Origin of the sequence: Candidatus Competibacter denitrificans Run_A_D11 (assembly GCF_001051235.1) — a bacterium.
GTDB classification, from domain to species: domain Bacteria; phylum Pseudomonadota; class Gammaproteobacteria; order Competibacterales; family Competibacteraceae; genus Competibacter_A; species Competibacter_A denitrificans.
Map to the genome: position 1 here is coordinate 12647 of NZ_CBTJ020000019.1, position 21928 is coordinate 34574.

The following is a 21928-nucleotide window of genomic DNA, read 5'->3' on the forward strand; positions in this document are numbered from 1 at the left end:
CCTCATTGGCCGTTCTTCTCAACCGAGGAATGGCCTACCAACCAGGCGACATCCACCGCAAAAGACATACTGAGCAAGCTGAGCGCTAAACCGGCCAGCACGACTGACCAAGGCGGCGCAACCAACGGAGCCAAACAGATGATCAAGGCGATAATTTGGATGACACAGATGGTTTGGCGACGCTTATTCGGGGGCAGCGGCCGCCGCAAGCAGGGAAAAATAGGACCGAGAGCGACAAAGCCGTAGCGTAAGGCGCCCGACAGGATAACCCAGGCCCCCGCCTTATCAGACTGATACACCAAGGCGGCCATCACTAAGATCGAAAAAGCGTCTATCTCCATGTCAAAGCGGGCACCAAAAGCGCTTGCCAACCCATAGCGCCGTGCTAACCAGCCATCCACACCATCCAGCAGGACGGCAAGCGTGGCCAAGACAACGATGAGCCAGCTTACCTCCGTCGATAGAGTGCCTCGGCCTAGCCATCCGACCATTAAAGCGGTAATACCCGCGCGCACCAGCGTCACCGCGTTGGCTGCGCCAAACCGTTCCAGTGGAAGATGTTGGGGTAGGAAAGGCAGCAAGGCCAACAACAGACCAATCAATGCCAGAAGACACTGGCCGATGTAGCCGATGGATTGTCGGGCTAACTCGCCAACACCAGCCGCCGAAACCACGACCAGCAGAGATACGGGAACGACATATAAAAGGCTGTTGGCCAGCAGTCGCCGCAGCGGAGAGGTCGTCGATGCAATGGCAGGAGTTGGTAAAATCGGCGCTCTTTTCAAGCGATGACTCCGACCAACTCGCGCAAAACTGCCGTCGCATAAGCACCCGCCGACAAGCGAAAACTGATGCTCGCGGTGTCAGGTTGCAAAAACTCCAGCCCCACATCATCTACGAGCAAGCGCAAGGCCCGTCGTTCCTGTCGCAACCCAGCGGTCCCCAGGCCATCGCGGAATACAGGTAAAGTCTCGGCCACCGTTTCTTCGAGTACGCGCGCCGCGCCGGTCGATAGCAGCTCCCCAGCCCCCCACAGCGGCCCGGTTGGGTGCAAGTCGCATTCTGTCACCCGTCGATGAATCGTTTCATCCGGCTCACCGGCGGCAAAAACGCTATGGCTGCCAGCCAGCATCAGTGCTTCTCCCGATAAGGGCTGATTCCAGGAATGCTCGGTGACACGCCGTGCCAGTACGGCGTTAAACAGAGCTGACCGGGCAGCAGACAGATATAAGCCATGTCGGTGACGGTCGCGCACTTTTTCCTTACCGCTGAGCATCGCCTCGGCGCGCGCTAAATTGCCACCCTCCTGACCAAAGCGCTGTTCGCCAAAGTAATTGGGTACTCCATTTACTGTGATGCGGGTAAGTCGCTCGGTCAGCTCAGCGGGATCGCCTTTCAGGTCGCGCACCACAATCCGAAAGGTGTTGCTGGCCAACGCGCCGCGTCGCAGCTTGCGGGAATGACGCATCACCTCCAGCACGGTGATATCGGGGTCATCAATGGTCGCCCAGTCCGGTTCCGGCCGACCGGGCAACTGGACCGAAAACCATTGTTCGGTCACGGCGTGCCGATCCTTGAGGCCGGCATAGCCGATAGCGCCGGTCGGTACCCCAGCCAACTTAGCCAACTGCCGCGCTACCCATTCGGTATTGGCGTTACGCTTACGCACCCATAACCAGACATGTTCACCGCTACCATCGAGCGTAAAGCCAAGGACTTCACGCACCTGGAAATCCTCAGGTGCGGTGCGTAACCTTCCCTGAATCTGGGGTTGGCCATAGGCGTAGGGGAGTTCTGAGAAAGCTGTCGAGTAGGTCATGGGGATGAAGGGCCGAGCGGTTTGGGTAGCTGCACCCGGAGTGGCTTACACCTCGGATCAGCGACGGATTGCCCCCTGCGAAGATCGGGCGGCATGTTACAATGCGCGCCTTCTTTGCGGGGCGGGTATGTGGATAGCAGGCGAGGACGTTTTATGAGCATCGAACAAGCCATCGTTGGCGGATGCGAGGATATGGACATCCAGTTGCCTAACGGAGGCGGTCTGCGCCTGAGCGCTTACCTGACCCTGCTGGAGCGTTGGAACCGAGCCTATAATTTGACGGCTGTCCGCGATCCGGCAGCGATGGTCGTCCGCCATCTGCTCGACAGTTTGTCGATTTTACCCTGGTTAGTCGGATCGCGGGTGCTTGATGTCGGCAGCGGTGCGGGCCTACCGGGCATTCCGTTGGCCATCGTGCGGCCGGATCATGACTTCTTTTTGCTCGATAGCAACGGTAAGCGAACTCGATTTCTGATCCAGGTCGTTGCCGATCTGCAACTAAAAAACGTCAATGTCGTGCGGGGCCGTGTCGAGGACTATCAACCAGAAGCACCTTTTGACTGCATTGTCTCGCGGGCGTTCGCGACCTTGGCGGACATGGTAGTCGATGCAGGACGGTTATGCGCGCCCACCGGTCGGCTGCTCGCCATGAAGGGCGTGTTTCCCGACGACGAGTTGGCTCGTTTGCCGTCCGGTTATGCTGTCGTCGGCGTTCATCGGTTGCGGGTGCCTAGCTTGGACGCCGAACGCCATCTGGTTCACCTGGCCCCCGCGCCCGCTTTTCGAGATTGAGTCCATGGCCGCCATCATCGCAATCGCCAATCAGAAAGGTGGTGTTGGTAAAACCACCACCGCTGTCAATCTAGCCGCCTGTTTATCGGCGCTCCGGCAGAACGTGCTCCTGATTGATCTGGACCCGCAAGGCAACGCCACCATGGGATGCGGTGTTGACAAGCACGCTGTGACCGCGACCAGCTACGATGTCTTACTGGGCCAAGCGACCTTGACTGAGGCTTTGCAATGGATTGAAAAGGCGCAGATGCAGCTACTGCCGGCCAACGGCGATCTGACCGCTGCCGAAATCAACTTGCTGGAAGCAGAGAATGCGCCAGGCCGCCTGCGCACTGCTCTTGCATCGGTAGAGTGGAATTTCGACATCATCATGATCGACTGCCCACCGGCTTTGAACATGCTGACCGTCAACGCGCTCACCGCCGCTCAATCGGTGATCGTGCCGGTCCAGTGCGAGTATTACGCGCTGGAGGGTCTATCGGCCCTGCTGGATACCATCGATAAGGTGCGCAATTCGACGAATCCCAAATTGCGGATTGAGGGAGTGCTACGGACCATGTTCGATCCCCGCAACCGGTTGGCCAACGATGTTTCGGCGCAGTTGCTGGCACATTTCGGCGATACGGTGTTCGAGACCCTCGTACCGCGCAACGTCCGTCTGGCGGAGGCACCCAGCTATGGCTTGCCGATCATCTATTACGACGATGGCTCGCGCGGTGCGCAAAGCTATCGTGACCTAGCGAAGGAAGTCCGCAAGCGGCTGCGCCGGCCACCGCCGAAAACCGCAGCAACAACACAGGGAACGGGACAATCAGCATGATTAGAAAGAAAGGCGGGCTTGGACGCGGTTTGGATGCCTTGCTCGGTGCGGGATTGACCGCTGCCAGCCGGTCTGAAGCCCCAGCGGAACCCGTTTTCTCAGAGACACTACGGCCATTGCCGGTCGAACACATCGTCAAGGGCCGCTATCAACCTCGCCAAACGCTGCAAGAGGATAGCTTGCACGAACTGGCTGACTCCATCCGTGCTCAGGGCTTGGTGCAACCCATCGTCGTGCGGCCGTTGGGTGGTGAACACTACGAATTGATCGCCGGTGAACGGCGCTGGCGGGCTGCCCAATTGGCCGGGTTGAGCGAAATACCGGCTATCGTCCGTGAAGTGCCTGATCAAGCAGCGATTGCGATGGCGCTGATTGAGAACATTCAGCGCGAAGACTTGAACCCGTTGGAGGAAGCGGTTGCCTTGCGGCGCCTGATCGCCGAATTTGCGCTGACTCACCAGCAGGCCGCTGAAGCGATAGGCCGGTCGCGCACCTCGGTGACGAACTTGCTGCGACTGCTGGATTTAACCGAGGATGTTCAGCGGCTGGTTCATGAGCGCAAACTGGAGATGGGCCACGCGCGAGCCTTGTTGCCTTTGCCGGCCGATTTGCAGCGTGAGGCCGCTCACCAAGTGCTGCTGCGCGGCCTATCGGCACGAGAAACCGAGGATCTGGTCCGCCGGCTGCTCAAACAGGAGGCCCTGACGCCGCCACGCGAGAAACCCTTGGACCCTAATATCCGTTCCTTGCAAGATGATCTGTCAGAACGGTTGGGTGCCCGCGTGCAACTGCGGCAAGAAACTTCGGGCAAGGGCCGCATGGTAGTGCACTACAACAGCTTGGACGAGCTAGACGGCATTATTGCTCGAATGAAGTGACACAGCGATTTTCGTTGACCCCACTGTGCCAAATTCCCTATAATTCGTAACATTCTACGTGGCTAGGATAGGTCAGGAAGCGAGTTTTTAAAGAACCTTTCCACAGTGGCGTAAAACAAAAAAACTAAAAACAAACAGCCATAATTATAACTATGCCCGCGCGACACGGCGCCCAGAGAATTAGAACCAATCCGATCATGGGCGCAAAACAAGTCACCTGGAAAATAGCGGCCATTCAGCTTCTCCTCACGCTGTTGATCGCGACAGGGGCTTTTGCCTTCGGTAGTCTGCAAGCAGCCTGCTCCGCGTTACTCGGCGGCGGCATCAGCGCTCTCGTTTCTCTGTACTTCGCCAGTAAAGTCTTCTCGGTGCGCATCGGTGCGCCCGCCGCCAAAATCGCCCGCGCTTTTTATTGGGGCGAGATCGTGAAATTGCTGCTGACAGTCACTCTGCTAAGTGGCGCCTTACTCTGGCGTGATGTGGCCCCCTTGCCGCTGTTGCTGGGCTATAGCGCGGCACTGATGGCCTACTGGCTGGCTTTACCCTTCACATTCGACGCTTCGGTGAAAACGCTATGAGCGAAACCGGTCATTCCGCAACAGGGTATATCATTCACCACCTGACTAATCTCAAGGTGGGTGAGGGTTTTTGGACCCTGCATTTAGATACCATGTTTTTCTCGATTGCGTTGGGTGCCTTTTTCCTCTGGTTGTTTATGAAGGCAGCCAAATCAGCCACCAGCGACGTACCGGGTCCTTTGCAAAACCTGTGTGAGATCTTGGTCGAGTTCGTCGATACCCAAGTCAAGGATTCTTTTCACGGCCATAATCCAGTGATTGCCCCCTTGGCCTTAACGATTTTTGTTTGGGTTTTTTTGTGGAATTTCATGGATTTATTCCCGGTGGATCTGTTGCCTTCCATCGCTGCGCTGTTCGGCATTCCCTACTTGCGCACGGTGCCTTCCACCGACTTGAATTCGACCTTCGGCCTGTCGATCTCCGTTTTGCTGCTGCTTTATTACTACAGCTTCAAGGTCAAAGGTCCGGTCCATTTTACTATGGAAATCTTGACCCATCCTTTCGGCAAGTGGTTCATGCCGTTCAATCTGCTGCTGCGGATCGTCGAAGATTTGGCTAAACCGATCTCGCTCGGCTTGCGGCTATTCGGCAATCTCTACGCTGGCGAATTGATCTTCATCCTGATCGCGTTGCTTCCCTGGTGGGTTCAATTCGTCTTAGGGTGGCCTTGGGCGGTTTTTCATATTCTCATCATTACGTTGCAAGCCTTTATCTTCATGGTGCTGACAATCGTATATCTGAGCATGGCGCACGAAGATCACTAAGGAATCGCAGGCTGCGGATCTCAAGATCGAAGCTGAGATCTCATCCTGGGTCCAAGGTCAATGAGTTTTTTTCATCCACACTTCAATCTCTGACGGGAGACACTAATGGAAGCTGCAAGCCTGATTGCCAACGTGCAGGGTATGACCGTTATCGCCGTGGCGCTGATCATCGGGATGGGCGCACTGGGTACCGCCATCGGCTTCGCCCTGCTGGGTGGCAAATTCCTGGAAGGCGCTGCCCGCCAGCCGGAAATGATTCCTGCATTGCAGGTTAAGATGTTTATCGTCGCCGGTCTGTTGGACGCCGTGACGATGATCGGTGTCGGCGTGGCACTGTTTTTCACCTTCGCCAACCCGTTCCTCGGTCCCGTCAACGCGGCCTTGGGTCATTGAGCGGCCACGCTTTTAAGACGGGTTTGTCTCGTGTACCTGAGGAGGTAATCGCGTGAACTTCAATGCCACTCTTATAGGGCAGATGATCACGTTCGGCCTGCTGGTGCTCTTTACGATGAAGTTTGTATGGCCGCCGATCATCCGGGCCATGCAGGAGCGCCAGAAACGGATCGCCGATGGTTTGGCATCTGCCGAGCGCGGCGTGCGCGAGCAGGAGCTGGCCAAAGCCAAAGCCTCGCAACTGTTGAAGGAAGCGAAGCAGCAAGCGGCCGAAATCGTCGCCCAGGCTCACAAGCGCGCCAACGAAATCATCGAGCAATCGAAACAGGAAGCCCGTACCGAGGGTGACCGCCAGCTCGTCGCCGCCAAGGCCGAAATTGAGCAGGAGGCCAATCGCGCTCGTGAACAGCTTCGCAGTCAGGTCGTTAGCCTGGCGATAGCCGGTGCCAGCAAGGTGCTTAAGCGTGAGGTCGATGAAGCGGCCAACGCCGCCATGCTGGATGATCTGGTCGCTGAGCTATAACCCTACGGACCATGCCCATGGCTGACCCGACACCCGTTGTTCGACCGACCTCCGCTGCCCGGCCCTACGCGCGCGCCGCGTTCGAGGATGCCCAAGCGGCCAATACGCTACCGCTTTGGTCGGATCTTTTGCAGGCTGCCGCTGCCGTGGCCGCCGATCCGGCCATGCAACGGCTGCTGGGGCCTTGGAATCCGCAATTGCGCGGTGAACAAAAAGCCGCGCTGGTAGCCGACTTGTGCCGCGATATTCGTGGCGCCGCCGCCCAAGCGATTCCAGAGACCTTCGTCACCTTCCTCAAGGTGCTGGCCGAGTTTCACCGCTTGCACCAGCTTCCCAGCATCGCCGCCCTGTTTGAGCGGTTTCGTGCGGACGCTGAAAGCATCTTGCGCGCTGAGCTGATTTCTGCCTCGGCCGTAACCGATGCCCAGCGCAAGCGCGTGACCAAGGCGCTCAAAGCGAAGTTCAAGCGTAGCGTCATGCTGGATTGCAAGACGGACCCAGCATTGATCGCGGGTGCGGTGATCCGCATCGGCGACCGGGTGATCGACGGGTCGGCGCGCGGTCGGCTGGACAAACTTGCCACGGCCTTAAGCCAGTAAGGGGATTACCGTTTTATGCAACTTAAACCATCCGAAATCAGTGATCTGATCCGGCAGCGTCTGCAAGGCTATCAAGCCTCCGCTGAAGCACGCACGGAAGGAACCATCGTCAGCTTGTCTGACGGCATCGCCCGTATTTACGGCCTCGACAATGCGATGCAAGGTGAAATGATTGAGTTTCCGGCGCCTAAGGAAGGTGATCCGGTCACTTATGGCCTGGCCATGAACCTGGAGCGCGATTCCGTCGGTACCGTGATCCTGGGTGACTACGAGCATCTGTCCGAGGGTGACAAGGCACTGTGCACCGGCCGTATTTTGGAAGTGCCGGTCGGTGAAGCGTTACTCGGTCGTGTGGTGAATTCCCTCGGCCAGCCCATTGATGGCAAGGGGCCAATCCATTCCAACCAAACCTCACCGATTGAGGTGATCGCACCGGGCGTTATTGAGCGTCAGTCGGTCAGTCAGCCGGTGCAGACCGGTTTGAAGGCCATTGATGCCATGGTGCCGATTGGGCGCGGCCAGCGCGAATTGATCATCGGTGATCGCCAGACCGGCAAGACCGCCGTGGCGATTGACACGATCATCAATCAGAAGGGCACCGGTATCAAGTGTATCTACGTCGCCATCGGACAGAAAAACTCCTCGATTGCCAACGTCGTGCGCAAGCTGGAAGAACACGGCGCGATGGATCACACCATCGTCGTCGCCGCCAGCGCCTCCGAATCGGCAGCGATGCTCTATACCGCGCCATATTCCGGCTGCGCCATGGGCGAATACTTCCGTGATCGCGGCCAGGATGCGCTGATTGTTTATGACGATCTGTCCAAGCAGGCCGTCGCTTACCGCCAGGTCTCGCTGCTGCTGCGTCGTCCGCCGGGCCGTGAAGCGTTCCCCGGTGACGTGTTTTATCTCCACTCCCGCTTGCTGGAGCGGGCGTCCCGCATCAATGCCGATGAGGTCGAACGCCTGACCAACGGTGCGGTGAAGGGCCAGACCGGTTCACTGACCGCGTTGCCGATCATCGAAACCCAGGCCGGTGACGTCTCCGCTTTCGTGCCGACCAACGTGATTTCGATCACCGACGGCCAGATTTATCTGGAAACCGATCTGTTCAACGCGGGTATTCGACCTGCCATCAACCCTGGCTTGTCAGTCTCTCGTGTCGGTGGTGCGGCCCAGACCAAGATCATCAAAAAGCTCGGCGGTGGTATCCGCTTAGCCTTGGCCCAGTATCGTGAACTCGCTGCTTTCGCACAATTCGCATCCGATCTGGACGAGGCCACCCGCAAGCAGCTCGAACGCGGCCAGCGCGTCACCGAACTGATGAAGCAGAAACAGTACTCGCCGATGTCGGTGGCCGAGATGGCCGTGTCGCTGTTCGCGGTGGATCGCGGCTATCTGGACGATATCGCTTTGAACAAGATCGGCGATTTTGAGTCGGGTTTGCTGGCCTATGCGCGGACTAACCATGCGGCGCTGATTGACCAGATCAACGCCAAAGGCGATTTCAACGACGAGATCGAAAGCGGCCTCAAGAAGATCGCGGAAGATTTCAAGCCCACGTTCGTCGGATAGGCGGGATTCAGCATGGCCGGCGCCAAAGAGATACGTACCAAGATCAAGAGTATTCAAAGTACTCAAAAAATCACCAAAGCCATGGAAATGGTGGCGGCGAGCAAGATGCGGAAGGCCCAAGAACGCATGAAAGCGGCCCGGCCTTACGCGACCAAGATCCGTAACGTGATCTCGCACTTGGCTCACGCCCATACCGAGTACCGCAGTCCGGGCTTGACTGAGCGCGATCTCAAGCGGGTTGGGTTGATCGTAGTGTCAACTGACCGGGGTCTGTGCGGTGGCTTAAACACCAATCTGTTTAAGGCGACGATTCTCGCCATGCAGGATTGGCGGAAACGCGACATCGAAATTGATATCTGCACCGTCGGCACTAAGGCGTTCCAGTTTTTCCGCCGCTTGAAGGGTAACATCGTGGCCCACGTTTCCCACTTGGGCGACTCGCCACGCTTCGAGGACGTGCTGGGACCGGTTAAGGTGATGGCCGATGCGTTCGCGGAAGGGAAGGTTGACGCGATCTATCTGGTGTACAACGAATTCGTTAACACCATGAGCCAGAAACCGAGGATCGAGCGCTTAATGCCCATTACCGCCGAGGTACAGGATGCAGCCCCACACCATCGCTGGGACTACATTTACGAACCCGATCCCAAGGACTTGATCGAGTTATTGCTGCGGCGTTACAGCGAATCGGTGGTCTATCAGTCGCTGGTGGAAAATGTTGCCAGCGAAATGGCCGCGCGTATGGTCGCCATGAAGAGCGCCTCCGATAATGCGGGTACGCTCATCGATGAATTGCAACTGATCTACAACAAGGCCCGACAGGCGTCGATTACCCAGGAATTGGCTGAAATCGTGGGTGGCGCCGCTGCGGTTTAGGGAACGCGGCAAGCGCCCATCACAGCGATGGGCGCGCGGTGAAACAAGCTTAAGGGGAACCCAATAATGAGTTCTGGCAATATCGTGCAAATCATCGGCGCCGTGGTGGACGTCGAGTTCCCGCGTGGCGCGGTGCCCAAGATCTATGACGCGCTGCGCCTCGATGAAAACGGGCTGACTTTAGAAGTCCAGCAGCAATTAGGCGATGGCGTGGTTCGCACCATCGCCATGGGCGCGACCGAAGGACTGAAACGCAACATGGCCGTTTCCAACACCGGCGCACCAGTGACCGTCCCGGTGGGCACGGGCACGTTGGGACGAATCATGAACGTGCTGGGTGTCCCTATTGATCATAAGGGACCGGTGCAAACCGATATCTATCGGGCGATCCATCAGCCTGCGCCCAGTTACGAAGATCAGTCCGGTGCGACTGAACTGCTGGAAACCGGCATCAAGGTGATCGACCTGCTGTGTCCGTTCGCCAAGGGCGGCAAAATCGGCTTGTTCGGCGGCGCGGGTGTGGGCAAAACCGTCAATATGATGGAATTGATCCGCAACATCGCTATCGAGCACTCCGGCTATTCGGTGTTCGCCGGCGTGGGCGAGCGCACCCGCGAAGGCAACGACTTCTATCATGAAATGAAAGAGTCGAACGTGCTGGATAAGGTGGCGCTGGTCTATGGCCAGATGAACGAGCCGCCCGGCAACCGTCTGCGGGTCGGTCTGACCGGTCTAAGCATTGCGGAGAATTTCCGCGATGAAGGCCGCGATGTGCTGCTGTTCATCGACAATATCTACCGTTACACCCTGGCCGGTACCGAATGTTCGGCGCTGCTGGGTCGTATGCCGTCGGCAGTAGGCTATCAGCCGACGCTGGCCGAGGAAATGGGCGTATTGCAGGAACGGATTACCTCGACCAAGACTGGCTCTATCACCTCCATCCAGGCCGTCTACGTGCCTGCCGATGACTTGACCGACCCGTCACCAGCCACGACTTTCGCTCACTTGGACGCAACGGTCGTGCTGTCTCGCCAGATCGCCGAACTGGGTATCTATCCGGCGGTGGACCCCTTGGATTCCACGTCCCGGCAGTTAGACCCACTGGTGGTTGGCCAGGATCATTACGACACCGCTCGCGCCGTACAGAGTACCCTGCAACGGTACAAGGAGTTGAAGGACATCATCGCCATTCTGGGTATGGACGAACTGTCCGAGGAAGACAAGCTGGTCGTAGCACGCGCCCGGAAAATTCAGCGCTTCCTGTCCCAGCCGTTCTTCGTGGCGGAAGTATTCACGGGTTCGTCGGGCAAGTATGTCGCGCTTAAGGATACGATTGCCGCTTTTAAGGGTATCGTTGCCGGGGAATACGACCACCTGCCTGAACAGGCGTTCTACATGGTCGGATCGATTGATGAGGCCGTCGAAAAGGCGACCAAGCTGTAATGGGATAGCGGTCTCGATCACACGGGGCCGCATTCCATGCTAACTGACCAGGAGACGCACGCATGGCCATGACATTACATGTTGACATCGTCAGCGCGGAGAAGGAGCTGTTTTCCGGCCCCGCCGAGATGGTGACGGCGCCTGGTGAGATGGGCGAACTCGGCATTCTGCCCCGCCATAGCCAATTGATAACGCGGCTGAAACCCGGTCAGGTTCGAGTCCGGCTACAAGGCGGCGAAGAGCAACTGTTCTATGTGTCCGGTGGATTACTGGAAGTCCAACCGAGTTTGGTGACGATCCTGTCTGATACGGCTGAACGCGCGCGAGATCTGGATGAAGCGTCCGCCCAGGCTGCCAAACAGCGCGCCGAACAGGTGATTGCCGCCCATCAGGGTGATTTTGAGTATGCCCGCGCCAAAGCCGAACTGGCTGAGGCTATCGCTCAATTACAAGCGATTGAAAGATTGCGCAAGATACGCAAAGCGGGATAGCCGGCTAATAATAATAAATATTTAGACCCCCCAATTAGGCCGCGACTTTGTCGCGGCTTTTTTATTCCCCAGTACCCGAAATGCCCTACCAAGCGATTTGCTGGTGGGTTTCTCATTCTCCAGGTAAGGTTCGCTACAATATTGAAAGATTTTTTGGAGGCAGATCAATGATGCAACAGCTTTCTGTCGTCATCCTTGCCGCCGGCAAGGGGAAGCGGATGGTTTCGGATTCGCCCAAAGTTTTGCACCAGATAGGTGGCAAACCGTTGTTGGGACATGTCTTGCGCACCGCCAGGTGCCTTGACGCGGCCAAACGCCTCGTGGTGTACGGCCATGGTGGCGAGGCGGTCAAAGCGGCCTTTGCGAGCGAAACGGATATCGTTTGGGTCGAACAAGCGCAACAATTAGGCACTGGCCACGCGATAGCGCAAGCATTGCCAGCCATCGACCCATCTGATGTGGTCTTAGTGTTGTATGGGGATGTCCCTCTTATTCGCGCTGAAACCTTGCAGCCGCTGGTCGCTGATGCCCGAGCTGGACGACTAGCGCTGCTGACCGTCGAACTCATTAATCCCTCTGGCTATGGCCGCATTGTCCGAGACGAGCGGGGGCGGGTGTTGCGGATCGTCGAACATAAAGAAGCCACGCCTATCGAGCGGAATTTACGCGAGATCAATACCGGGATTTTGGCGGTTTCGGCCGACAAGTTGCGCGGCTGGGTCAGCGAGTTGGACAATGACAATTCGCAGGGAGAATATTATCTGACCGATATTATTGAACTAGCGGTGCGCGATGGCGTGCCGGTCGAAGCCTTCACCGTGACGGAACCCGCTGAGGTGCAAGGGATCAACGACCGCCAGCAATTGGCTGAGCTGGAACGATTTTACCAGGCACGGCAGACCGAGAAATTACTGATCGACGGCGTAACCCTACTCGATCCAGCGCGCGTGGATATTCGAGGGACCATCAGCACCGGTAAAGATGTCGTGATCGATGTCAACGTCATTTTCGAAGGAAATATCCGTTTAGGTAACCGAGTGCGGATTGGGCCATTTTGCCTATTGCGAGATGCGGTTATTGGGGATGATGTCGAGATTCAGTCCCACTGCTGGATCGATAGCGCAGAGGTTGGAAACGGCGCCCATATCGGACCTTTCGCTCGGCTGCGGCCAGAGTCGCGCTTGGCGCCTGGCGTGCATATCGGCAACTTCGTCGAGACAAAAAAGGCGACTATCGGCCCTGGCTCCAAGGTCAATCATCTGACCTATATCGGTGATGCCGAGATCGGTGCAAGTGTTAATATCGGCGCTGGTACCATCACCTGCAATTATGATGGGGCCAATAAGCATAAGACGGTGATCGGTGACGGGGCTTTCATTGGCTCTAACAGCTCGCTCGTGGCACCGGTACAGATCGGCCAGGGCGCCACAGTCGGTGCTGGATCGGCGGTCAGCGGCACGGTACCCGATCACGGCTTGTGTCTGACGCGCGCTCCCCGTAAAGATGTGGCGAACTGGGAGCGACCAACGAAACCGGCTAAAAATTAAGTTCATGCTGGTCACCCCTTTGCTTTGTTAACGGATCGTCCATGGTCAAAACTCGTTTTGCGCCCAGCCCTACCGGCTATTTACACATCGGCGGCGCCCGTACCGCGCTCTTTTCATGGTTATACGCCCGTCGCCACGGTGGCCCCTTCGTGCTGCGCATTGAAGACACCGATCTAGAGCGCTCGACACCAGAAGCGGTGAACGCCATTTTGGAAGGGATGAATTGGCTGGGGCTGGATTACGATGAAGGGCCTTTCTATCAGACCCAACGCTTTGACCGCTATCGGGAGGTGCTTCAGCACCTGTTGCGTGAGGGCAAGGCTTACTATTGCTATTGCACTCGTGACGAATTGGATGCATTGCGCGAAGAACAACGCCGTCGCAAGGAAAAACCCCGCTACGACGGTCGGCATCGTAATTATCAAGGGCCACCCCGTGAGGGAGTGGAACCGGTGATACGGTTCAAAAATCCTACTGACGGTGAAGTGGTCGTTGACGATTTGATTCGCGGCGCAATCGTTTTTCAGAATACCGAACTTGATGATCTGATCATCGCCCGCGCCGACGGCTCACCCACTTATAATTTTTGTGTGGTGGTCGATGATATGGATATGGGAATCACCCATGTCGTGCGGGGCGACGATCACATCAACAATACACCACGCCAAATCAATATTCTCAAAGCATTGAATGCGCCTATTCCGAAGTATGGGCACGTTCCAATGATTCTTGGGCCGGACGGCCAGAAATTATCCAAACGGCACGGTGCCGCCAGCGTCATGGAATGCCGAGATTTGGGTTACTTGCCGGCGGCGATACTCAATTACTTGGTCCGGCTGGGTTGGTCGCACGGTGATCAGGAGATTTTTTCCCTGGATGACATGGTAGAGTTATTCGATCTTGACGCCTGTAATAAGGCGGCCTCGGCGATCAACCCCTCAAAATTGATCTGGCTCAACAAGCATTATTTGAAAACGCTAGATCCGGCCCATGTCGCCCGCCATCTGAGCTGGCATATCGGCCAATTGGGGATTGATCCCGCCGAGGGTCCACCACTGACTGAAGTGGTTAAAGCCTTCGCCGAACGTGCAGACACGCTGAAAGATTTAGCCGAAGCGGCCACATTTCTTTACCGGGAATTCCAGGATTACGAAGCGAAAGCAGCGAGTAAGAATTTGGTGATTGCCGCTGAAGGGCCTTTAATGCGCCTAAGAGAGGCGTTGGCCGCGCTAAGCGAATGGAAAGCTGAACCCATCCACGAGACGGTCAAGCAAGTCGCGTTGCAAGAAAATTTAGCCTTGGGTAAGGTCGCACAGCCATTACGAGTCGCCGTTTCCGGCAGTAGTGTATCCCCACCCATTGATATTACCCTGGAGTTACTAGGGCAGCCGAAAACCCTTGAACGGATCGACCGTGCGCTACGCTATCTCCGCCAAGGTGCCAGCGGGAATCATTGAATCCGTTTCAGTGATTGACAGGATTTTGTAAGTCTTTTAAGCTAATCGTCTAAGGTTTTTGGGGCCATAGCTCAGCTGGGAGAGCGCCTGCATGGCATGCAGGAGGTCGTCGGTTCGATCCCGTCTGGCTCCACCAATATGACCGTCATTTTGGGTGACGGTTTATTTTTTACATACACTGTCCCCATCGTCTAGAGGCCCAGGACACCGCCCTTTCACGGCAGTAACAGGGGTTCGAATCCCCTTGGGGACGCCATTCTATTGCGGTTCGTTTAGTCGTAGCTCGATATCTGATTTGACACTCCCAGCATTCTGGTGGCGTAGGATCTACATCAGAAATAAAGCCTGCTGCGTGACCCCTGAAATACCCGATACAGGACCGTTAGGAGAAAGCGCTGTCGCAGCGTATCTATCGGCACATACCGGGCGACATCTTGGCAAAGTGCGTGGCGACCTTTTCAAAAGATCACGCTCCCTCATTACCTGAGCTAGCGCCTGGCGCAATCGCTGCCAAATTCTGTTCATCCCGTTCCTCAATAATTCCTGTCGGGCGCCTATGGGCGCTAGCGTCCCACACCGCACCAACCCAGTTGGCCAGCGGCGTATTATCGGCATCGACAGGCGCCGCCCCGCTTGCCGAATGCTTCGGTATACGCCCCATGGTCGTGTCCGCTGATGGCCAGCTTCTCACTTTAAGATCATGAACGAAATCATCGAAAACAAAACTTTTGCTGAAATCCAGATCGGGGACCAGGCCAACCTGACGCGAACGCTGGATCAAGACGGTGTGGAGGCCTTGGCCAGCCTGACCGGCAATTTCAACCTGATTGACCTTGACCCCGGCCCGGCTAACACCGCCATGTTCAGCCAAGGCGGCGGTCAAGTGGGGTGGGCAGCGGCGCTGTTTGCCAGCTTGGCCGATACCCGGCTACCTGGCTTAGGTTCCGTCGCTCAGGGTATCGAAGTCCGCTTCCATCGGCCCGTTGCCATCGGGGCAGCCGTGACGGCCACGGCCACAGTAAAGGAAAAACGGCCGGATAGGGGTACTGTGTTGTTGGAATGTCGTGCGGTCGATTCCAGCGCCGCATTGCTCGCTGAAGGCTGGATCGACGTGTTGGCGCCGAAGGAAAAGAGGCGTTACACGGCTAAGGAGATGCCCACAATCCAGTTGCGGCACGCCGACCGCTTCGAGGGGCTGCTGCAAACCTGTGCAGGGTTGCCGCCCCTGGCCTGTGCCATTGCCCATCCATGCAGTGCCGATGCGTTGCGCGGCGCCATCGAAGCCGCTCAGCATGGGCTGATCGACCCCATACTGATCGGCCCTGAAGAAAAGATCAGAGCCATCGCTGATCAAGAAAATTTGGACATTTCACCCTACCGGCTGGTACCCGCCGATCACAGCCATCATGCCGCCGCATTAGCGGTTGCTATGGTCCAGTCCGGTGAAGCGCAAGCGTTGATGAAAGGCAGCCTGCACACTGACGAAGTGCTAGCCGAGGTGGTCAAGAAGGAGGGCGGCCTGCGTACCGAGCGTCGTATTAGTCATTGCTTTTTGCTTTCCGTACCGACGTTTACCCGCTGGATCATCATTACCGATGCCGCCATCAACATTGCCCCCAATTTAGAAGACAAGCGCGACATCATTCAAAACGCCATCGACTTGGCACACGCGATTGGCCTCACAGAACCCAAGGTCGCCATTCTTTCAGCGGTCGAAACCGTCACCAATAAGATTCCCTCGACTTTGGAGGCCGGCGCGCTGTGCAAGATGGCGGATCGCCGTCAAATTACCGGAGGTCTCGTCGATGGGCCGCTGGCTTTCGATAACGCCATTGATGAGCAAGCGGCTAAAACCAAAGGTATCCAATCGCCAGTCGCCGGCAAGGCCGACATCCTCGTCGTTCCCAATCTGGAAGCGGGCAACATGCTGGCTAAGCAGTTAACCTTTATGGCCGATGCGGAAGCGGCAGGTCTAGTGATCGGCGCTCGTGTGCCCATTATCCTCACCAGCCGAGCTGACAGTGCTCGCGCTCGGCTAGCCTCGTGTGCAGTCGCTGTTCTGTTTGCCGAGGCCCAACGACAGGGTAGCGTCTTGCAAAAAGCGCCCGGCTAACCGACATGGCGATAAGGTGGGCCAGGGCTTACAGTAGTTAGCGGATGGAGGCTAACTTCGCTGCTGCATCAAGGGCATCCGCCGTTGTGGTCACTAAATGGCCTACTCGCAATTTGCGCCGCCATTCCTTGAGGATCGACTCATCCGTTTTTTGCCAGATACACAGCATAACCTTGGCTTGCGGCGCCCGCCGCGCGACTTGCCGTGAGAAGGCTCGCAAATGCAAGGTGCTCAACGGCTCGATAAACGATAGGCAGACCAAGGCCACAGTACCCGCTGCTTCTGAGCTGATCTCGGCGGCTTCAGACAGCGGCCAGACTCGCGCCGTCAGGCCATGTTTGGTGAGAACCTGTCCCAGCATTTTCGCCGCAGCACCATCCAGTGGATGGGTGCCGTGCAGAATGGCGACCGGTTGCGGGGTGCGCCATTCCTCGCGCAGATCCTCAGCGGTAAAAACCTTCTTTTCGATCTCGCGGTCAGCACGGATCGTTTCCAGCGCGGCTTCCGCTTCGGCGGTGAGGTTGCGGCCACGTCTCTTCAGCGGTTTTACATCGTCCAGCGCATCGACCAGAGCTTCCGATGAGGTCACGAGGGTAGTCAATCGGTCGTCGGCTACTGAACCCCGCACGATATCCAGATGAGAGCGGCGGATAGCTTCCAGGGCGATCTCGTCATAATAGGTTGATAGACTACGGTCTTTGAGCAATTCCCGTGCTCGTGCTTCAGCCTCGCGCGGATCGCCCGCCAACATGCGCTGATAGAAGATTTCGTGTGGCTGCAACGCCGGCCGGTCGCCCAGCAGAATATCCAAGAATTGCAGACGCGGAATATGACGGCCGATCACCACGAGGCAGATAGTCAACGGGGTTGACAGCACCAAGCCAATGGGTCCCCAGAGAAAGGCCCACACGGTAGCCGCGATCACAATGGCAATCGGCGAAAGGCCGGAGGTGCGACCATAGAGCATCGGCTCGACGATGTTGGTGCTCACCGGTTCGACTATCGCGAATAGGCCCGCCGTCCACAAAAAACTGTTCCAACCGGGGTCAGTGGCAAAGGCGATGAACAAGGGAGGGATCAAGCCGATTAGGCCCAAATAAGGCACAAAATTCAGCAGGCCATAAATGATGCCCCATAAGTACGGGCTAGGCAGACCGATTAACCAAAGCCCAGTGCCTATGATCAAACCCAACGCGATATTGACTGCCAATTGGGTTAACAATTGGCGCCCGACCCGGAATCCAGCGTCATCAAGGGCAGCAGTCGTCTGCTGAATATCCTCAGCGCCTGCCAGACGGATCACCCGATTGCGGAGGTCTTCACGTTGCGCCAGCATAAAAGCGGTCATCAGCAACACCACCGCCAAGGAGGCGACGGGTTGTAAGGCTGGGGTGAGGTAGCGCTGAATCGCCTCGAAACCATGCGGTTTGTTGTCAATGCGCACGATCTGCACCGCCGGGGCATCGCCACCGATTTTTTCCAACTCCGTGAGTGCTCGGGCCAGCGAATCAGCAGCGTTGCTGAAAACGCTGCTTTCACCCAGTTTTTGCGACAAGCCCGATACCTTTTGACGGATCGTGCCTTCATAGGAGGGCATGTCCGCCGCTAGCGTGGTCGCCTGCTGGTAGGCGACATAAGCAATGCCGACGATCAGCGTTAGCGCCACCAGGATCGCACCCAACACCGCCAGTCCACGCCCCGCCTTGATTCGCTCCAGCCAAATCACGATAGGGGTTAGCGCGAAGCTCAGCAACAGGGCTAACGCTAGATAGACGATGACATCCTTGCCCAACATCAAAATAGCAGCGATGCCCAATATCAGCACCACGCCAGCCATGGTATTGAACAGCGGGATGGCCTGCCGCAGCAGCCGATTGGCAATAATATCCACAGGTGCCCCTTAGGCTTCGCACGATCAAAGAGTGGTTAGGCCACCAGCCTGAGTTTGGCTCAGGCTGCGGTTTTCAGCAGGGCATCAATCTGTTCCAAGAGCTTGGTGAAATCGATGGGTTTGGGGTGATAGTCATTGCAACCGGCCTGGAGAGTTTTTTCCCGGTCGCCTGCCATTGCGTGCGCCGTCAGCGCAATAATCGGCGTTTTTTGGGTTTGCGGATCGGCCTTGATAGCGCGGGCGGCGGTCCAGCCATCCATGATCGGTAGATTCATATCCAGCAGGATGATGTCAGGCGCCGCCGTTTTGGCGCTCTCAACCCCCTGCTCACCATCATGGGCGAGCGTGACGGTGTGACCACGGCGCTCCAAGCGGCGGGACAAAAAGTCCCAGATCTGTTCGCTATCTTCAACCAGCAGGATTTTGGCCATGTGCCAGCTCCGTCGTTGTTCTATTGAGTATGGATTAAGTTATGGGGCCTTGGCCTGCTCGGCAAAGCGCCGCAGGTCCGCCACCAGATCGGCCAGCGGCATCGCACCCTTCTGGACGATGCCCGCCGTTTCATGGGCCAGACTGCGTACCTTGCTGGATTGCACATCTTCCGCCGTCATCACCACCAGTGGCAAGTCATCAAGCTGCCCATTCTTGCGCACTTCACGGATAAAAGCATAGCCGTCCATTTCCGGCATGATCAGATCGACCAGAACCAAATCTGGCCGACGGTCGGCTAAGGCTTTCAGCCCCTGATCGCCATTGAAGGCCAAGCGGCAATTCCAGCCATCACGCTGTAGCATTTCCTTCAAGCGTTCACTGGCTCCTTGATCATCGTCCACGATCAACACTTCGTGCAAAGCAGTAGCGATGGCCAATGATTGCAGCGCGTCCGCCAGCGCCTGGCGGTGTATTGGCTTCTTGAGATAGCCGCTTGCGCCCAGTGCATAAGCAAAATTTTTCTCGTTCAGCACCGTTTGCATGATCACCGGGATGTTATGGGTGTCTGGATTATCGCGGATAGCGCGCAAGACATGCCAGCCATCCAGACCCGGCATCATCACATCCAGCAGGACTGCCAACGGTCGGCTGGCCTGAATACGCTCCAGCGCCTCAGCGCCGCTCGCAGCCACCGAGACTGCAAACCCCTCGCGTTCCAAATGGCGGGTCAATAACTCGCGGGCTGACGGGTCATCATCGACCACTAGGACACTCGGTACATTGCGCTGGCTTGCCTTGCCTATCTGTCGGTTCTCATCCGGGGTCGCTGCCGGGTCGGTGCTGACATCGACCACCCGTTTTGCGTAGCGGGTGGGAATAGTCATGGTAAAGGTGGTGCCTTCGCCTTGCTGGCTGGTGACTTCGATACGGCCACCCAGCATGGCGGACAGCGCCTTGGTCAGCGCCAACCCCAGACCAGTGCCGCCATATTTGCGCGTGGTGGTCTCATCGGCTTGCGAGAAGCGTTTGAACAGATTAGCCAGTTGCTCGGCGGACATGCCGATACCGGTATCGGCCACGCTAAAGCGGGTATGGGCGATGCCGTTTTCCTGAATCTGATGGGCCTGAACGGTAATTTTGCCGTCGGTGGTGAATTTTGCGGCATTACCGATGAGATTGAGCAAGACCTGTTTGATCTTCAGATCATCGCTGAGCATCGTCGTATCCGGTGCATCGGCGATCAGTGCCAAGCTATTGTTATTCTTGGTGATCAAGCTGCCGGTAGCCGCTTCCACTTCTTGCAGCAGACTGCCGACGGTAAATTCAATGGCGTGGACATCCATTTTGTGCGCCTCGATCTTGGACAGATCCAGCACGTCATTGATCAAGCCCAGCAAATGCCGGGCATTGGAATTGATCTTATTCACATCGGTAAGAATCGCCTCTTGGCCCAGATCGCGCAAATCTTCTTCAATCAGCTCGCAATAGCCCAGCACGGCGGTCAACGGGGTACGCAGTTCGTGGCTCATATTGGCGATGAAAGCGGATTTGGCCCGATTGGCGGATTCGGCCGCATCGCGGGCGATTTCCAACTCCCGCTCCGCCTGACGCTGGCGAGTAAAATCATTCAGTACCACACCGACGCCAGGACTTGGCGTACCTGCTTCAGTTGTCAATGTCACTGGAAACACATCGGCCTTGAAATAGCGGGCTTCTTCGCCAATTAATAATTCCAGAGTTTCATCGGCGCTGGTGTCTTTGTAGCGGAAGCGTTCCCTGATGGCGCGCTCCGCCCGTCCCCGCAGCAGCTCCTCAATTTGAGCGGCCGACGCCTTGAGCGCTTCGCCGGCTCGCATCGTTCCTTTGTCAGTCACCATGCGGGCAAAGCTTTTGTTGGCTTGATTGATCTGAAGGTTTTTATCAAGCAGCACCAGACCCACCGGAGCGCGCTCAATAACATTGGCTAGCAACGACCGAGCCTCTAGCGTGGTGCGCTTGGCTCTGGCAGCCAGGAAAATAAAAAGCCCGATGGCGAGAGCTAAGGCGACCAGCGAGGCAATACCGACTGGAAGGTAGAGGTGATAATTTTGTTCATTAATGGCCTCACTCTCTTGGTGGACCCAGGTCTCTACGCTTTGGAGGCCTTCACGTACTTTGTCCATAGCGCGTTTACCGGCGCGGGTTTTCACCAGATCCTGAGCACGCTCAAACGACTCATCACGCGCTGCAATCACCCTTTCGCCGAATTTAAGGATATCTTGGCCAGGCGTGATCATTTGCGTAGGCAGATCGGAATCCAGATCAGCCTTAGCCGCAGCATCTTTAAACGCGGTAGCATAATCGTTAATCTGGGTTCTAGCGTGCCGATACGGCTCCAGAAAGTCTTCCGTGGCGACATTGATGTAGCCCCGATAGCCAGTTTCCACATCCTTTAAGGCCGAGAGGTAACGCTCGGCAGCTATCTGTAGTTCGTTTTGATTCGTGGCTCGTCTTTGTGCAGCCAATAGGGAATACAGGCTCCAACCGCCACCGGCCAAAGATAAAACCGTAACTCCAATCAGTAAAGCCCGCGTGATTGGTGAGGCGATAGCGCGGTTGATCATCTGGCACCACTCTTTAACATCGTTTGCTCCATCCAAATCCTCTCACAGCCGAGAGCATTGGGTATAACTGTAGTAAAGTCGAGCCGCTTGTTAATTCAAGCGCAAGTTGTTGCTTGATAAGTACAAAGCTTCGCTCTTGCCTGTTATTGGAAATGCAACTCTTTGATATGAAAAGTACCTTTTAATTCGCGTGGTTGCGAAAAAATGTTGAGAATCCTAATCTAAGATAGTTACTGATATTATAGGAAGAAAGGCTCACTTGAAGCGAGGTTTGGTGATGGAAAGCGGTGGTTGCAAGCGGTGTGGTAGCGAAGCGTCGGTCAAGAGCGGTCGC

The 21928-nt window shown here is 56.6% G+C and carries 20 protein-coding genes and 2 tRNA genes; 17 read left to right on the forward strand and 5 right to left on the reverse strand.

Translation table 11 applies throughout. The features are described 5' to 3' along the window. Positions 1-2: 2 nt before the first annotated feature. Positions 3-785: a CDP-alcohol phosphatidyltransferase family protein gene (locus tag BN873_RS02050; RefSeq protein WP_053085210.1), complete on the reverse strand. Its 783-nt coding sequence runs from the start codon at positions 783-785 to the stop codon at positions 3-5. Then, the gene (gene truD / locus BN873_RS02055; protein WP_048670314.1) at positions 782-1819 is read right to left on the reverse strand and encodes a tRNA pseudouridine(13) synthase TruD; all 1038 of its coding nucleotides are present in this window, start codon (positions 1817-1819) and stop codon (positions 782-784) included. The genes BN873_RS02050 and truD overlap by 4 nt, the downstream gene beginning before the upstream one ends. Positions 1820-1972: 153 nt before the next feature. On the opposite strand from truD, the gene rsmG reads away from it, so the two are divergent. The 17 genes from rsmG (at position 1973) to BN873_RS02140 (ending at position 16668) form a co-directional block, all read left to right on the forward strand. After that, entirely contained in the window at positions 1973-2611 is a 639-nt protein-coding gene (gene rsmG / locus BN873_RS02060; RefSeq protein WP_048670315.1) for a 16S rRNA (guanine(527)-N(7))-methyltransferase RsmG, read from the forward strand. 4 nt (positions 2612-2615) lie between these two features. Beyond that, positions 2616-3431, forward strand: coding sequence for a ParA family protein (locus BN873_RS02065; protein WP_048670316.1), 816 nt, complete (start codon positions 2616-2618; stop codon positions 3429-3431). Next, positions 3428-4309, forward strand: a complete 882-nt coding sequence (locus BN873_RS02070; protein ID WP_048670317.1) for a ParB/RepB/Spo0J family partition protein — start codon at positions 3428-3430, stop codon at positions 4307-4309. The genes BN873_RS02065 and BN873_RS02070 overlap by 4 nt, the downstream gene beginning before the upstream one ends. Before the next feature lie 197 nt (positions 4310-4506). Then, positions 4507-4887 carry an ATP synthase subunit I gene (locus tag BN873_RS02075; RefSeq protein ID WP_048670318.1) on the forward strand — a complete coding sequence of 127 codons (381 nt, stop codon included), beginning with the start codon at positions 4507-4509 and terminating at the stop codon, positions 4885-4887. Further along, complete coding sequence (gene atpB, locus BN873_RS02080) at positions 4884-5651, forward strand: F0F1 ATP synthase subunit A (protein ID WP_048670319.1); 768 nt, start codon at positions 4884-4886, stop codon at positions 5649-5651. Before BN873_RS02075 ends, atpB begins: the two co-directional genes overlap by 4 nt. A gap of 105 nt (positions 5652-5756) precedes the next feature. Beyond that, complete coding sequence (gene atpE / locus BN873_RS02085; protein WP_048670320.1) at positions 5757-6044, forward strand: F0F1 ATP synthase subunit C; 288 nt, start codon at positions 5757-5759, stop codon at positions 6042-6044. 52 nt (positions 6045-6096) lie between these two features. Continuing rightward, on the forward strand, positions 6097-6567 hold the full coding sequence (locus tag BN873_RS02090; protein ID WP_048670321.1) for a F0F1 ATP synthase subunit B: 471 nt from the start codon (positions 6097-6099) through the stop codon (positions 6565-6567). A 17-nt stretch (positions 6568-6584) separates the two neighbouring features. After that, on the forward strand, positions 6585-7166 hold the full coding sequence (locus BN873_RS02095; protein ID WP_071243962.1) for a F0F1 ATP synthase subunit delta: 582 nt from the start codon (positions 6585-6587) through the stop codon (positions 7164-7166). 15 nt (positions 7167-7181) lie between these two features. Further along, complete coding sequence (gene atpA / locus BN873_RS02100) at positions 7182-8741, forward strand: F0F1 ATP synthase subunit alpha (RefSeq protein WP_048670323.1); 1560 nt, start codon at positions 7182-7184, stop codon at positions 8739-8741. A gap of 12 nt (positions 8742-8753) precedes the next feature. Continuing rightward, positions 8754-9617 (forward strand): F0F1 ATP synthase subunit gamma, encoded by an 864-nt coding sequence (gene atpG, locus BN873_RS02105; protein WP_048670324.1) that lies wholly within the window; start codon positions 8754-8756, stop codon positions 9615-9617. 66 nt (positions 9618-9683) lie between these two features. Continuing rightward, entirely contained in the window at positions 9684-11060 is a 1377-nt protein-coding gene (gene atpD, locus BN873_RS02110) for a F0F1 ATP synthase subunit beta (RefSeq protein ID WP_048670325.1), read from the forward strand. A 62-nt stretch (positions 11061-11122) separates the two neighbouring features. Then, a complete protein-coding gene (locus BN873_RS02115) occupies positions 11123-11551 on the forward strand; it encodes a F0F1 ATP synthase subunit epsilon (RefSeq protein ID WP_048670326.1) in 429 nt (142 codons plus the stop codon). Between the two features lie 167 nt (positions 11552-11718). Further along, positions 11719-13098: a bifunctional UDP-N-acetylglucosamine diphosphorylase/glucosamine-1-phosphate N-acetyltransferase GlmU gene (gene glmU / locus BN873_RS02120; RefSeq protein ID WP_048670327.1), complete on the forward strand. Its 1380-nt coding sequence runs from the start codon at positions 11719-11721 to the stop codon at positions 13096-13098. Between the two features lie 41 nt (positions 13099-13139). Next, complete coding sequence (gene gltX / locus BN873_RS02125; protein WP_048670328.1) at positions 13140-14555, forward strand: glutamate--tRNA ligase; 1416 nt, start codon at positions 13140-13142, stop codon at positions 14553-14555. A 60-nt stretch (positions 14556-14615) separates the two neighbouring features. After that, positions 14616-14691: transfer RNA gene (locus tag BN873_RS02130), tRNA-Ala, on the forward strand. Between the two features lie 44 nt (positions 14692-14735). Further along, positions 14736-14811, forward strand: a tRNA-Glu gene (locus BN873_RS02135). A gap of 444 nt (positions 14812-15255) precedes the next feature. Continuing rightward, positions 15256-16668 carry a bifunctional enoyl-CoA hydratase/phosphate acetyltransferase gene (locus tag BN873_RS02140; RefSeq protein ID WP_171820404.1) on the forward strand — a complete coding sequence of 471 codons (1413 nt, stop codon included), beginning with the start codon at positions 15256-15258 and terminating at the stop codon, positions 16666-16668. Between the two features lie 37 nt (positions 16669-16705). Here the strand turns inward: BN873_RS02140 and BN873_RS02145 are convergent, their stop codons facing one another. The 3 genes from BN873_RS02145 to BN873_RS02155 are packed head-to-tail and all read right to left on the reverse strand — an operon-like array spanning position 16706 to position 21594. Continuing rightward, positions 16706-18559, reverse strand: a complete 1854-nt coding sequence (locus BN873_RS02145) for an AI-2E family transporter (protein ID WP_048670330.1) — start codon at positions 18557-18559, stop codon at positions 16706-16708. A gap of 59 nt (positions 18560-18618) precedes the next feature. Then, positions 18619-18990, reverse strand: a complete 372-nt coding sequence (locus tag BN873_RS02150; protein ID WP_048670331.1) for a response regulator — start codon at positions 18988-18990, stop codon at positions 18619-18621. A 39-nt stretch (positions 18991-19029) separates the two neighbouring features. Next, positions 19030-21594 (reverse strand): response regulator, encoded by a 2565-nt coding sequence (locus tag BN873_RS02155; protein ID WP_048670332.1) that lies wholly within the window; start codon positions 21592-21594, stop codon positions 19030-19032. Positions 21595-21928: the final 334 nt, after the last annotated feature.